This window comes from Pseudoalteromonas rhizosphaerae (genome assembly GCF_902498845.1).
GTDB lineage: Bacteria > Pseudomonadota > Gammaproteobacteria > Enterobacterales > Alteromonadaceae > Pseudoalteromonas > Pseudoalteromonas rhizosphaerae.
The window spans coordinates 1-14,518 of record NZ_CABVLM010000003.1 but is presented as its reverse complement, the minus strand read 5'-3'; the positions used below and the strand labels follow the sequence as shown (position 1 = coordinate 14,518).

The 14,518-nt window shown below is 40.6% G+C and carries 12 protein-coding genes and 2 pseudogenes; 3 read left to right on the top strand and 11 right to left on the bottom strand.

Features of this window, described 5'->3' with window-relative positions; genetic code table 11:
* Positions 1-39: 39 nt before the first annotated feature.
* Positions 40-1,950 (bottom strand): aminotransferase class V-fold PLP-dependent enzyme, encoded by a 1,911-nt coding sequence (locus PSR9079_RS05275; protein WP_149980692.1) that lies wholly within the window; start codon positions 1,948-1,950, stop codon positions 40-42.
* Between the two features lie 306 nt (positions 1,951-2,256).
* Positions 2,257-2,496 (bottom strand): annotated as a pseudogene (locus PSR9079_RS05270) (endonuclease III); the annotation flags it as partial.
* Positions 2,497-2,535: 39 nt separating this feature from the next.
* On the opposite strand from PSR9079_RS05270, the gene PSR9079_RS05265 reads away from it, so the two are divergent.
* Together PSR9079_RS05265 and PSR9079_RS05260 are read left to right on the top strand one after the other, a co-directional pair.
* The gene (locus tag PSR9079_RS05265) at positions 2,536-2,853 is read left to right on the top strand and encodes a hypothetical protein (RefSeq protein ID WP_149980691.1); all 318 of its coding nucleotides are present in this window, start codon (positions 2,536-2,538) and stop codon (positions 2,851-2,853) included.
* The gene (locus tag PSR9079_RS05260) at positions 2,850-3,404 is read left to right on the top strand and encodes a GNAT family N-acetyltransferase (RefSeq protein ID WP_149980690.1); all 555 of its coding nucleotides are present in this window, start codon (positions 2,850-2,852) and stop codon (positions 3,402-3,404) included. Before PSR9079_RS05265 ends, PSR9079_RS05260 begins: the two co-directional genes overlap by 4 nt.
* Positions 3,405-3,517: 113 nt before the next feature.
* Here the strand turns inward: PSR9079_RS05260 and PSR9079_RS05255 are convergent.
* Positions 3,518-3,766 (bottom strand): annotated as a pseudogene (locus PSR9079_RS05255) (endonuclease III); the annotation flags it as partial.
* A 115-nt stretch (positions 3,767-3,881) separates the two neighbouring features.
* Between PSR9079_RS05255 and PSR9079_RS05250 the strand changes: the two are divergent.
* A complete protein-coding gene (locus PSR9079_RS05250) occupies positions 3,882-5,273 on the top strand; it encodes an alpha-amylase family glycosyl hydrolase (RefSeq protein ID WP_145240713.1) in 1,392 nt (463 codons plus the stop codon).
* A gap of 99 nt (positions 5,274-5,372) precedes the next feature.
* Here PSR9079_RS05250 and nth read toward each other — a convergent pair whose 3' ends face one another.
* The 8 genes from nth to PSR9079_RS05210 form a co-directional block, all read right to left on the bottom strand.
* Positions 5,373-6,005, bottom strand: a complete 633-nt coding sequence (gene nth / locus PSR9079_RS05245; protein ID WP_145240715.1) for an endonuclease III — start codon at positions 6,003-6,005, stop codon at positions 5,373-5,375.
* A 37-nt stretch (positions 6,006-6,042) separates the two neighbouring features.
* Positions 6,043-6,741, bottom strand: coding sequence for an electron transport complex subunit E (locus PSR9079_RS05240; RefSeq protein WP_145240717.1), 699 nt, complete (start codon positions 6,739-6,741; stop codon positions 6,043-6,045).
* Positions 6,738-7,373: an electron transport complex subunit RsxG gene (rsxG, locus tag PSR9079_RS05235; RefSeq protein ID WP_145240719.1), complete on the bottom strand. Its 636-nt coding sequence runs from the start codon at positions 7,371-7,373 to the stop codon at positions 6,738-6,740. The genes PSR9079_RS05240 and rsxG overlap by 4 nt, the downstream gene beginning before the upstream one ends.
* A complete protein-coding gene (gene rsxD / locus PSR9079_RS05230; protein WP_145240721.1) occupies positions 7,370-8,428 on the bottom strand; it encodes an electron transport complex subunit RsxD in 1,059 nt (352 codons plus the stop codon). Before rsxD ends, rsxG begins: the two co-directional genes overlap by 4 nt.
* Positions 8,428-10,968 carry an electron transport complex subunit RsxC gene (gene rsxC / locus PSR9079_RS05225; protein ID WP_149980689.1) on the bottom strand — a complete coding sequence of 847 codons (2,541 nt, stop codon included), beginning with the start codon at positions 10,966-10,968 and terminating at the stop codon, positions 8,428-8,430. The genes rsxD and rsxC overlap by 1 nt, the downstream gene beginning before the upstream one ends.
* A gap of 9 nt (positions 10,969-10,977) precedes the next feature.
* The gene (gene rsxB, locus PSR9079_RS05220; RefSeq protein WP_145240725.1) at positions 10,978-11,532 is read right to left on the bottom strand and encodes an electron transport complex subunit RsxB; all 555 of its coding nucleotides are present in this window, start codon (positions 11,530-11,532) and stop codon (positions 10,978-10,980) included.
* Between the two features lies 1 nt (position 11,533).
* Positions 11,534-12,115: an electron transport complex subunit RsxA gene (gene rsxA / locus PSR9079_RS05215; protein WP_145240727.1), complete on the bottom strand. Its 582-nt coding sequence runs from the start codon at positions 12,113-12,115 to the stop codon at positions 11,534-11,536.
* Positions 12,116-12,364: 249 nt separating this feature from the next.
* Complete coding sequence (locus tag PSR9079_RS05210; protein ID WP_149980688.1) at positions 12,365-14,308, bottom strand: EAL domain-containing protein; 1,944 nt, start codon at positions 14,306-14,308, stop codon at positions 12,365-12,367.
* Positions 14,309-14,518: the final 210 nt, after the last annotated feature.

Sequence of the window (14,518 nt, the reverse complement as noted above, 5' to 3'; positions counted from 1 at the left end):
GCTTTTTTAAACTCTAAACTGGGGGTTAAACGACAGCCTTTACTGTTTAACTTTGCCCTTAAGAACATAGATTTCACCATCAAAACTCCCTTGAATCGTCAAACCTTGTCCTGCTAACTCTTTAAGGTACTCTATATGTTCCTCTGTAATATGCTGTCCCGGCACCAAAAGAGGAATGCCTGGCGGATAGGGGGTGACTAAACCGGCACAAATACGGTTGTTACTTTTACCGATAGGCACAGATTCGCGCTCGCCATAAAAGGCATCGCTTGGAATACACGCTAAGTCTATGGCTGGTAGATTCTCAGGCAAGCGAGATCGTCGCGTCGATTTTGACAACTTCACTTTACCGCTGTCGAGTTTTTTGAGCGCATTGTAAAGACGAATTATTTTTGAGCGTGTGCCGCCAAGCGTCAGTAATACTAAGATGGTGCTGTGAGTGTACTTCTCTATTTCTAGGCCAATTTCATCCAGCAGGTATTTATGAATATCCTTTAATGAATAAGGTAATTCGCTAATATCGATGAGAATTTTTAGCGGATCGTGACCCATGTTATCACCACTAAAGTGCGGAAATATTTCCATAAAGTCTTGTTTACCTAGCACTTTAATTTGCTTGAGTGAAGCCATCTGTTGTTTAAATTCTTCCACATGGTTCAACAAAGCATTGAGTAACTTATAGCCTTCCATCTCTAACTGCTTTTGGCACACGTCAAGCGATGCGATAAGCTGATATTTTGGCGATGTACTGGCGTAAATACTGTAAATCTCGCGAAAGAAATCAGCATCGAAATCGGGATCGTTAACATGAATATAAGACGCCTGAGAAAACGCCGATACCACTTTATGTGCTGAATGGGTGACGTAGTCAGCGCCAGCATGAATGGCGGAATAGTATCGTAGGCTTGGATGAAACAGGGAGTAAGCAAACCACGCTTCGTCAATAAATACTTTAATACCATGTTGATGGGCAAACTCTACCACCTGTTTCAGATCGCTCAGTAGGCCATCGTAAGTACAACCCGTGAGGACTAGCAATTTCGCATCGGTATTTTGTTCTATCGCCTGTTTAATGTCGGCCAACGACGGCGGCGCGAAGATGCCATATTTTGGATTTAAAATACTCGACAAATAAACAGGTAAACTAGCTGATTGTAAAATGCCATAGTGCACAGACTTATGGCAATTGCGGTCGATAATCACTTTATCGCCCTTGCGCAGCAATGTCTGCAAGATGATTTTATTTGAGGTAGACGACCCATTGGTAACGAAATAGGTATGCTTAACCTCAAACGTCGCCGCTGCTGACTCTTGCGCACGGCCAATGGTATTAGTGCTATCTGACAATGAACCTAACGAGTCCACTGAAACCGACAGGTCGCCAACGAACACATTACGACCATAAAACTGATAAAAATCTTTGATATAAGGGGAATTTCTAAAGCTAGAGCCGCCACTGTGTCCTGGTGTATGCCAAGAGTCGTTCGCTTCGCCAACATAACGGCGATACGCCGTCCAAAATGGGGTTTCTGAGCGGTCATCGAAATCATTAATCATATAGCCTAAAATTGCTTCAGGATCAGAAATTACCTCATCTTTAAAGAAAAAAGACTCAATCTCCTCCGACTCATTAACGATTTCTAGTCCTTTCGTATCATCGCCAATAACATAAACGGGCAACTCAAGGCGGATCCCCTTTAACTGCTCGATAAAGCGACTATAAGTTCGCTCGCCAACCTTATTTTGCAAATCCCAGCTAAGCACTACGGCCTGAATATCGCCATCTTCCTCTACAATGTCCAATGCTTGTTTTAGCTCAAGACGCTCAATAATATCGATATGAATATCATCTCGCTCAAAATTTGGGATGGTTTTCGACAGATTAGTAGAAAGCTCTTGCAAGGTGGCGGGGTCTTGCTCAATTAACAAGATACGAAGTATAGGTAACATAGGAATTCTCGCAATAAAATTTCATAATGCTCAACAGCATAACTAAAGGATTGACGCTTGTGAAATTAATACTTTGAAAATATTCTAATAATTACGCCAAATCACGAATAAACAGATTTTATTTAAATTGATTTACAAGGTATGGAAAATGAAAGGTGCCAAAGTTAGGCACCTACTTTAATAAACAGAAAAAAGACGGGAATGCGAATTAATCACTGAGCTTATTCTTATAAGCCTGATAATTGAGGTTTAAAATTAATAATCGTTTAAAATGAAGGTGTTTTATCTACAGGTTTGGGTCTATATCTACTCAGTTTTATCTTTAAACTCACACAAGTCTTCAATAATACAACTGCCACATTTTGGTTTGCGGGCTGTACAAATATAACGACCATGTAAAATAAGCCAGTGATGTACATCAACTTTAAACTCTGTTGGTACAACTTTAAAAAGTTTTTGTTCAACCGCAACAACACCTTTACCCATGGCAAGCTTAGTACGGTTTGATACACGGAATATATGCGTATCTACAGCAATGGTTGGCCAACTTAAATATAAGGAAGGAAGATGTAACTAGCTTTCAAAATGCTGGTAGTTGAAATCCTAAAGAGCAAAGATCATGTGTTTGCATTAGGCATCATCGGAACTTTTAGTTACAAAGTTAATTTGGTAACTCATATTAACTGTGTTGTAGTTGATATAATTACAGCACGAGATAGGGAATTATGTATGAAAGAGGATATTGATGAGCTAAAAAGTGAATTTCAAGCAAAACTTCTATCTTGGAATAATATAAAAAGTAAAAAAATTAAAGTTACATTTATATTCATATTTTTCGGTTTGATTGGATTAAAGGTTTTTACTACTATCTTAACTGTTGATTGGCTTGCAGGGTTAATATGATGATCACTTTTCGCCCACTTAACAAACATGATTTTAACTATTCAAAAGTTATAGACCTTTTTTTCGAAGCTTTTCCAAAAGTTCACAGACTACCAGAATGGCTTGTTAAATACAGAATGAGGAATGGAAAAAATGGCTTTGATGTTATTTATGATCATAATAAATGGGTTGGTTTTCTCTACACTAAAGAATATAAACAAATTATCTGTGTAAAGTTTTTTGCTATATCTGAATTGCTCCGCTCAACAGGTTACGGAAGCAAAGTAATGGATGCTATGAATGAAAAGCATTCAAATAAAAGAATAGTACTCACTATTGAGGAGCTTGATGAAAAGACAGAAAACTATCAACAAAGAGTTAAGCGCAAAGCGTTTTATGAAAAAAATGGGTTCAGTTCTACCGGGTTTATCATAAAAGAGCCAGCTGAGCGGCAAGAAGTCCTTATACGTGGTGGAACTATATCTCAAGAAGAAATAGAAGCTATGTACAAGCATTTTTTAGGAAATTTATTGTTTTCTTTACTTAAAATCGAAGTACTAAAAATTGAATAAGAATACCGTCATTTTAATGTAATTAGTTAGTCGTTAGCAGTTAAATAATGCATGCAAACAGCAGCAAAGATAAAAACTTAAAGTTTACTTATTGGCTCAAAAAAGAATAAACATTATTCAGTCTTGTCTTTAAACTCACATAAATCTTCAATAATACAACTGCCACATTTTGGTTTACGGGCAACACAGGTATAACGCCCGTGCAGTATGAGCCAATGTTGTACGTCTACTTTAAATTCTTTGGGGATCACTTTTTCGAGTTTTTGCTCAACGGCTACCACGTCTTTATCCATGGCAAGCTTAGTACGGTTTGATACACGGAATATATGCGTATCTACAGCGATGGTAGGCCAACCGAATGATAATTATCGTAGATAGGCATTAAGACTTACATACGTATTCATGTTAATAGTTTGTTGAAAATAATTTCACTACATCGCATATTGTTAAAACTTAATCGTTTAAGGGGCTTTATAAATGAAAAACCTTTCAATAATATTACTATTTTTAGGGCTGTGTGCCTGCACTAATATAAGTAAAAAAACTAAGACAACAAATATTTCCTCTAATTATGTTCCACAAGAATATGTGAAGTTAACGCATCCTCAGTGGAGTAAGAACGCAAGTTTTTATCAAATTAATACGCGACAGTTCACACCTGAAGGAACATTTGCAGCCGCTGAGCATCAACTACCACGATTAAAAGAACTTGGCGTCGATATTCTTTGGTTAATGCCGATTCATCCGATTGGCGAAGAAAACAGAAAAGGGTCGCTGGGTAGCCCTTATTCAGTAAAAGATTACTACGGTGTTAATCCTGAGTTTGGTACCTTAGATGACTTAAAAAGCTTTGTTAACGCTGCTCACGAATTAGGTATGTACGTTATTCTAGATTGGGTAGCAAATCATAGTGCTTGGGATAATGAATTAAGACATAAGCATCCAAATTGGTATACAAAAAATTCGCAAGGTAATTTTCAACCTACGCCGTGGTGGGATTGGTCAGACATAATCGACTTTGATTATAACGTACCAGAAATGCGTGAATACATGACTGATGCAATGAAGTATTGGGTCAAAGAAGTAAATATTGATGGTTATCGATGTGATGTAGCTGGTTTTGTTCCTCTCGATTTTTGGGAAAACGTTAGGGCGGAGCTAGACGCGATCAAGCCCGTTTTTATGTTAGCTGAATGGGAAATGCGTGATTTACATGCTAAAGCTTTTGATGCTACTTATGCATGGTCTTGGCAGGAAGCTATTCATGATATTTTAAGTGGTCACGCTGATTTAAATAGATTGTTTGTATACTATTCATGGAATGAGGGAGCGTATCCGAAAAATAGCTATCGGATGACGTATGTTTCAAATCACGATGCTAATTCATGGGAAGGAACCGTGTTTGAGCGTTATGGTAGCGAAGAAAAAGTAGCGACAGCAATCGTATTGTCTATTGTCGGTGAAGGTATGCCATTAATTTATAATGGACTTGAAGCTGGGAATATTAAGCGGCTTGAGTTTTTTGAAAAAGATCCTATCGAATGGAAAGAACATAAATTTAAGCCATTGATTCAGAAGCTCTTAGCTTTGCAGAAACAAAATAGTGCGTTGTGGCATGGTAAATATGGCGCGACAATGGAGCGTATTTATAATACTAATCCGACAGAGGTGTTTAGTTTTATCCGCGAAAATACCAAAGATAAAGTGTTTGTTGTGATTAATTTTTCTGATAAAGAGCAAGATATTCAATTTATGGGTCCACAAACAGCTGGAGTATATACAGAGCTATTTAGCAAACAAAAGGCAACGCTTACTGAAGACGCAAGCCTTAAGTTGGCGCCTTGGGAGTATAGAGTTTATGTCCGGTAATGTTTAAAGGTTAAGCGTTTATTTGAGGTTTTCAAATTAAGATAATCATACGTAGGGCACATATCGTATGATTATCTTAATATTTCAATTAAAAATTAGTTACTCAGTCTTTTCTTTAAACTCACATAAATCTTCAATTATACAGCTGCCACACTTTGGTTTACGCGCTACGCAGGTATAGCGACCATGTAAAATGAGCCAGTGATGTACATCTACTTTAAACTCTGCTGGTACAACTTTTAATAGCTTTTTTTCTACTTCAACAACGTTCTTACCCATAGCAAATTTAGTGCGGTTTGATACGCGGTCTATGTGGGTATCTACCGCGATTGTCGGCCAGCCGAAGGCGGTGTTGAGTACCACATTGGCAGTTTTACGGCCAACGCCGGGTAGGGCTTCTAGGGCTTCACGATTCTCAGGCACTTCGCTGTTGTGCTTATCAACTAAAATTTGGCACATTTTGTATACATTGGCTGCTTTAGAATTAAACAAACCGATGGTTTTAATGTAATCGCGAAGTTTATCGTGACCTAAATCTAAAATAGCTTGCGGCGTATTGGCGACGGGAAATAGCTTACGGGTGGCTTTATTTACCCCAACGTCAGTTGCTTGTGCTGATAGCGTTACCGCAACTAACAGTTCAAACGGGCTTGAATATTCAAGCTCGGTTTCTGGATGTGGGTTTTGCTCGCGCAAGCGAGAGAGTATTTCGTATCGTTTTTCTTTATTCATGCAACTTAAACGCACAGTAAATACTGTGCGCTTCCCCTTAAGTTAAACTGGTGACCCTTGCTCGTGGGCCTTTTTCGGCCACTGGTGGTGCTACTTGTTTTGCTTTTATTTGCGCATCAATGACATTTTTAGCAGCAATCAGTAAGCCCAAACCTAAAAATGCACCGGGTGGTAAAATAGCGAGCAAAAATTGATTATCAAAACTAAATACTTCAATGCGTAAAACCGATGCCCATGGGCCCAGTAGTAAATCGGCGCCATCAAATAAGGTACCTTGGCCAATAAGCTCACGCATTGCGCCAAGCACAACCAGTACTACCATAAAGCCAGAGCCCATCATTAAACCGTCAAACGCTGATAAATGAATCGGGTTCTTAGAGGCATACGCTTCAGCGCGGCCGATAATAGCGCAGTTAGTAACTATCAGTGGAATAAATATTCCCAGCGATTGATATAAGCCAAACGTATAGGCATTCATTAATAGCTGCACTATGGTTACAAAGCCTGCGATAAACATCACAAATACAGGAATACGGATATCTTTTGGCACAAAATTACGCACCGCAGAAATTGTGACGTTCGAGCCAACTAATACCAGCAGAGTGGCTAAACCGAGGCCCATCGCATTGGTTATCGTTGATGTTACGGCCAGTAGTGGGCACAAACCGAGTAATTGCACGAGGGCAGGGTTGTTTTTCCACATTCCTTCGTTAAATAGTTCTTTTAATTGGCTCATGGCTCACCTACTTGGCATGCGTTATCAGCACTAAATACCGCATCGAAATTGTTTTTTGAGAATAACACAGCGTGTTTTACTGAGCCAACCACGGCACGTGGTGTAATGGTAGCGCCAGTGAATTGATCAAAGTCTCCGCCATCTTTTTTTACTGCCCAGCGAGTATCGTCGTCATCAAGTACAGTTTTATCTTTAAATGAAGTGATCCAAAGAGATTTTTTCATTTCTACTTTATCACCAAGACCAGGCGTTTCTTCGTGTTTAGTAACACGTACTCCGGCAACGTCCCCGTTTGCAAATACGGCAGTTAATAAACTTATATCGCCGCTATAACCTTTTGGCGTCACGTGGCGCATTACTAAAGCAACAGGTTGGCCACCCTTGCGAGCACGATAAACGGTTTGTGGTTTATTACCAAGTAGTGGATCATCAATGATGGCACAATCTTGATAAAGAGTATTATCGTAAAAATTAGGGGCGAGTACATCTTGCAGCTGTAATGAAAGTTGTTTGCGCTCTTGCTCTGCAATACTGTCAGCCGTGAGGTTATGGATAATACCAACAGCGCCGGTAGTGAGCAGGGCAAACAGGGCTAAAATAGCGCCATTTTTTGTCATTGATGAAATAATCATTTATTCACCCCATGGCCATAAGTACGTGGTTGAGTGTAATAGTCTATCAGTGGCACGGCCATATTGAGTAGTAACACAGCAAACGCCATGGCATCTGGGTAACCGCCAAAAGTACGGATCAAATAAACTAATAAACCAATCAATGCGCCGTAAATTAACCGGCCGCGATTAGTGGTAGCTGCCGAAACCGGATCCGTGGCTATGAAAAAGGCCCCTAACATGGTTGCGCCACTAAATAAATGAAATACCATACCAGGCTCAGTACCAGGTGCTGCGATATAACCAATTGCGCTGCACACAGCAATTGATGCAATTACACCAACTGGGATATGCCAATTTATAACTTTGGCTTTAATAAGGTATAAGCCACCGATTAAAAAGCCAAGATTTACCCAGCCCCAACCTTGTCCTAACCAACTATTAAAAATAGCGGCTTGCATGCTTTCAGATACGGTTAAACCATGAGCGATATCAGTCTTGATGGTATCCAAAGGTGTGGCCATTGTTACGCCATCAACCCCAACTCTAAGTTGATCAACACTAAAACCTGCACTGGTAAAGCCATTAAAAATAACGCTAAGCTGTTGAGTAAGACTAATTGGGTTTGCCAGTAAGTCACTAACTGGCATCCAAGTGGTCATTTGCACAGGGAACGAAATAAGCAATAACACGTATGCAGCCATGGCAGGGTTAAATAAATTGAAACCAAGGCCACCATAGAGCTGTTTAACAATGACGATGGCAAAAAAGCTACCGATCACAATAACCCACCATGGGGCGAGTGGCGGAATACTTAATGCTAATAAGACCGCAGTAAGCCATGCACTGCCATCTCCAAGCGCAGGCCATACAGGGCGCTTGCGAATAAGCATAATAATGGCTTCACTGATACTAACCGTGACTAACGCTAAAATTAGCTGGATCAATACACCCGTACCAAAAAAATACAGTTGTGCGATAAGTCCAGGAATACAGGCTAAGATCACTGTTTGCATCAACCTGCTAAGTGATTTATGACTGTGGCTATGCGGCGAACTGGCCATAGTTAGCTTCATTACTTATCACTTCCTTCTTGTTGTAATTTTTTAGCCTTTGCACGGGCAATCGCTGCGGCAACAGCGGCCTTTTTCTTATCTTGTGCGGTCTGTTCTGGTTTATCTTCAGCGATTTCAGCTTCGTTTATCGCTGTAGCCGAAGTTTCATTTTCAGCATCGTCGTTTTCTACGCTTGCTGCTTGTTCAGCTTTTGCAGCCTTTTTCGCTTTAGCGCGGGCAATGGCGGCAGCGACAGCGGCTTTTTTATCATCGGCAGGTAAGGCTGTAGTGATTTCACTTTCAGAGTTGTCGTTTTCTACGCTAGCCGCTTGTGCAGCCTTTTTCGCTTTAGCGCGGGCAATGGCGGCAGCGACAGCGGCTTTTTTATCATCGGCAGGTGAGGCTGTAGCGACTTCACTTTCAGAATTGTCGTTTTCTACGCTTGCTGCTTGTGCTGCCTTTTTCGCTTTTGCACGAGCAATAGCAGCAGCGACAGCGGCTTTTTTATTATCGGCAGGTGAGGCTGTAGTGACTTCACTTTCAGAGTTGTCGTTTTCTACGCTTGTTGCTGGTTCAGCCTGTGCTGCCTTTTTTGCTTTAGCACGAGCAATAGCAGCAGCGACAGCTGCTTTTTTATCATCGGCAGGTGAGGCTGTAGCGACTTCACTTTCAGAGTTGTCTTTTTCTACGCTTGCTGCTTGTGCTGCCTTTTTCGCTTTTGCACGAGCAATAGCAGCAGCGACAGCGGCTTTTTTATCATCAGTAGGTGCAGCCGTCGTGTTATCGCTTTCATCTTCTGATGCCGCCGCTTTTTTCGCTTTAGCGCGGGCAATTGCAGCGGCCACGGCTGACTTTTTATCATCCGGATCAGCGGCTGTATTGCTTGCGGCTTTTTGCTCTTTGTATTTGCGAGCTTGCTCTTTGCGCGCTGCGCGCTCTAATGCTACGTCACTGTTATCTGGTTCAAGCGTTGCTTCTTGATTTTGTTTTTTAGCTTTGGCGCGAGCAATTGCAGCGGCCACAGCTGATTTGTCGTCATCTTTTGCTGGTTTGTTTTTAACGCGTGCTAGAGCATCGGCAATTTTTTGTTTTTCATCAGCCGATTTTTCAGCAGCTGGTTTGCGTTTATGGCGATTTTGTCGTGCTTCTTGCTCCCGCTCTAGGCGTTGTTTTCGAAGTTCAAAGCGCTCTTTCGCACGTTCAGCTTTAACTTGCTCAGCTTGCTGTTCTTTTATTTCAACTTTAGCCACACGGTAATACTGCACCAGCGGAATTTCACTTGGGCACACATACGCGCAAGCACCGCATTCAATACAATCAAACAGGTTATGCTCTTTCAGTTTGTCGTATTCTTTTGATTTAGCAAACCATTGTAATTGCTGAGGCAACAGTGAAGCAGGGCAGGCATCAGCACAAGCACTACAACGAATACAGGCTTTTTCAGGGCCGGGCTCTGCCAGCTCATCATGATCTGGGGCTAAAATACAGTTAGTGGTTTTTACCACGCCGATACGCACCGTTGGCAAAGTAAAGCCCATCATAGGGCCGCCCATTACAACGCGTTGCTGTGGCACTGGTGAAAAGCCTTGGCAATCAAGTAGATGTTTTATTTCAGTGCCTAATAAAGCCCATACATTACCCGGATTATGAATTGTATTACCTGTTACCGTAATAACACGTTCAATTAGTGGCTTACCTTCATAGACAGCTTGATGAACAGCAAATAAAGTGCCGACGTTTTGTACTAACACACCGATATCTGCTGGAATTCCCCCACTAGGGACTTCTTTATTGGTCAGTAGCTTAATTAATTGCTTTTCACCACCAGAAGGATAAACAGTAGGAACTGTTTGAATGATTATTTTGTCATTATACTCAGCCGCTGCCTGCATGGCTGCGATGGCCTCTGGTTTGTTATCTTCAATGCCAACGATAGTGAGTGTTGGTGTAAGCAATTGCTGCATGATCTCTATGCCAGCAATAATGCCTGCAGCATGCTCACGCATTAGTACATCATCAGCAGTAATATAGGGCTCACATTCCACTGCATTAACAATAAAATACTCAATTGCTTTGCGACTATCTGCTTTAATGTAAGTTGGGAATCCTGCACCGCCCATACCGGCAATACCGCGGTCATGAATAATATCGATAAGTTGCTCGTGAGAAAGCTGGCTTGGTGTTGTCACCGGTGCTAACGCACACCAGCTATCTTGGCCATCGGGCTCAATAATTACACACAATTCAGGCAATGCCGATGGATGCGCAGACGGCATTTGGCAAATATCAGTAATAGTACCAGAAGTGGGGGCGTGTATTGGCACCGACCAATTTGCAACAGGCTTTGTAAGTGCTTGCCCTTTAAGTACCTGTTGGCCTTTTTCGACGATCAGTTGACCGTTAGCACCAATATGTTGTTTTAATGGCACAACGAGTTTGTCGGGCAAAGGTAAACGGGCGATTGCTTGACTGTTGGAAATTGTTTTTTGTCCCGGTGGATGAATGCCACCTGGAAACGGCCACACTTTACCTTGTTTTATCTGTGCGATTAGCTTTTCCATAGGGAGCCCTTAATCAATCTGTGTTACTGGGATTGCATCTAGTTGCCATTTCCACGTTTGCTTAGTGGTTTCTACAGGCAGCATATCAATACAGTCAACAGGACAAGGTTCAACACATAAGTCACAACCCGTACATTCATCAATTAAAACAGTATGCATTTGGCGCGTGGCACCAACAATGGCATCGACAGGACAAGCTTGAATACATTTGGTACAACCAATACATTCATCTTCACGTATATAGGCAACGGTTTTTATCGGTTCAGCTTGTTCGCCACCGGCAAGGGGTTTAGCTTCAACACCCATTAAGTCAGCTAATTTTTTTACTGTCGCATCGCCACCTGGTGGGCATTTATTAATTTCATCGCCATTGGCGATGGCTTCTGCATAAGGGCGACAACCCGGATAGCCACACTGGCCGCACTGTGTTTGCGGTAATATAGTATCGATCTGTTCAACAATCGGATTACTTTGCACTCGATAGCGCACAGCAGCAAATCCTAAGATCAAACCAAAAATGAGTGCTAGGGTTCCCAGCGCAATCAAGGCATAAAACAAGGTCATGTTAAAACTTCACTAATCCTGTAAAGCCCATAAAGGCCATCGACATTAAGCCTGCGGTGATCATCGCAATCGATGCGCCTTTAAAGGGGGTAGGTACGTCAGCAGCGGTTAAGCGTTCACGAAGAGCTGCAAATAAAACCAGTACCATAGAAAAACCAACAGCAGCGCCAAAGCCATATACTGCAGATTGTAAAAACGTATGATCCTCTTTGACATTTAGTAACGCAACACCTAAGACCGCACAGTTTGTGGTGATCAAAGGTAAAAATATACCGAGTAAGCGATACAGCGTTGGGCTGGTTTTTCTGACTACCATTTCGGTAAACTGAACCACCACCGCAATCACTAAAATAAAGCTTAGAGTACGTAAATACGTGATATCAAGTGGGATCAAAATATATTGATTAACTAGATAGCTTGTTACAGAGGCAAGTGTTAACACAAAAGTGGTCGCAAGTGACATGCCTATAGCTGTATCCAGTTTGCCAGATACACCCATAAACGGGCATAGACCTAAAAATTGTACTAACACAAAGTTATTAACCAGTACTGTGCCGATCAACAGCAATACATATTCTGTCATGTTCGCCTCAAGCTATAATAAACGCCGACATTATCCTTTTTTATTGGCTGTTTAACAACACGTAGAAGGTAAATAAACGGCTCATTTAATAATGATAGTGAATTGCATTTAGAAATTTATAGCATGATAAATAAAGATTAACTGTTCATTAACCTAGTTACTGACATTTGGAATGATAAAGCAGATCAGGGGAGGGGGAAATAAACTACTAGAAAACTAAAAAGGTGCTCAAAGCACCTTTTAGATTGATTAAATATCTTTTGGCTTTTCGATGTAATAACCTTGCACACCATCAAGACATAAAGTTTCAATAATGTGTTTTTCTTCTTGGCTTTCAACACCCTCAGCAAAAACACTAACACCAATTCGATGCGCGAGGTCGACCATTAAACGCATAAAGTATTGGTTATTTTTATCTTCTTCAAGGCCGCGAGTATAGCTTGCATCCATTTTGATAAAGTCAGGTTTTAAATCGCGGAAAAACTTAAACGAGGTTAAACCAACACCAAATCGTTCTACCGTGATCCGAGCACCAACACGGTGGATCATATCTATAAAGCGTTTACTGGCTTTAATATTTTGCTGTAAGCCAAATTCACTCACTTCGAATACCAGTTTTGAGGCAATATTTGTGTCTTTTAATAAACGTCGCTCTAGCCAAATTACGAACTGATCATTGTGTGCGCTTGATGCGGTAACATTCAAACCAAAGAATTTTTCAGAGAAATTACGGCTCTTAATTTTTTCCAGTGATGAATTAATGATTAACTGATCAATTTCCATCGCCATATCAAGCTTTTCAGCCATGGCTAAAAATGAAGCGGTTGGCAATACTTGGTTTTCTGTTGTTTTAAAGCGTACTTGAATTTCAGCGTAGGCCTTCATGCTTTTACCAATTGGCATAATGTTTTGCATTACCAAATGTACACGCTCAGCTTCAATGACTTCATTAATCACTTTACGCCAGTTTTGATTGCCAAATCCTGCACTTACATTATTAACTAAATCAGTTTCGCGTTGTATATGCCAGGCGTTAGCTTGTTTTGATTGGGCCATGCTCATAGCATTGTCTACTATCGAAAGTAGCTCACCTAAGGGTTTGCCTTTTTCATAAGCGACGATCCCAGTATTTGCTACTGAGCTTAATTCTTGGTTTTGCTGATATTGAGTAAATCGAGATTGTAAGTTATCACCAAAACGTTCAGATTCCTTTAGAGGAGTGTTAGGCAGCACAATCGCGAAATCTGAGCTATTCAAACGAAAAACTTTACTGCCTGTATATGTGCCGCTGATATGTTTAATAATATCAGCCACAGCTTTGACATACTCGTCACCTTTTTGGTAACCACGAGTCTGGTTGATTGCTTGTAATTCACTACAACGAACCATTGCCAAAGAGCCAAAGGTGCTTTTTTCACTGCTTTCAATGTACTTCTCATAATATTCAACAAACATATTACGGTTGCCAAGTTCAGTGACTACATCTTTATAAGCTTCTTGCTTGATAGAATGTGCGGCATTTTGAATATCATCATGCTTACTTTGTAAAAAGTGCGACAGGCGATTAAAGCTAGGCACTAGGTCAACGCCCAGTTGTTTTATTTTGCTGCTATTAATTGCTGTTTCAAGACCGTTGTTGACTTGATTTTGATTGATATAAACATCAATTACTTCAGCCACTGTCATGCTTATATTTCTATTTAACTTACTAAACATGGTTTTCATAAACACAATGGGGATAATTGCCATTAAACCTGACACTAAAATAACAACAAATAACGCTTGTTGGAGTATCAACCCAAGATTAGTAGCGTTAATAGTAAATTCAACTTTAATATCAGACGCTTGATTAACAGCAAACTGCGGGCGAATAGAGTTAAAGCTAGAATCTACTAATTGTGCAATGGCTGGTAATGAAGTAGGGGATGTAATATTTATGAGTTCTTTACCTTGCTGATCACGCAAAATAAATGAAGAAAAAGTATTACCATCAGCAAGCACTTGCTGAAGTTTATCTGGTGCTATTTCAGCAATAGAATGCTTGCTAATATAATTATTCACCACTGATTGCGTTTTGTACTGCGCATCGCTTACTGCGTTATCAAACGCTGACGCAACAAAATAGCCACCAATACTTGCAAACAACAGCCAAGATATTAATTGAATAAATATGAGTTTTTTGAAACCAGCCATGTCTTATTCTTTTTAGTAGATCAAAGGGAAGGAATCAGATCCTTGATTAATCAAATTATTTTACACTTATTAAATGTGTATTAAAAAGAAATATTTTGATTGTAGTAGAGTAGTGGAATTGTTTAGGAAAGTCTAATTGATTCTTTAAGTTGGCTCCCCCTCCCCGACTCGAACGGGGGACCTGCGGATTAACAGTCCGTCGCTCTAACC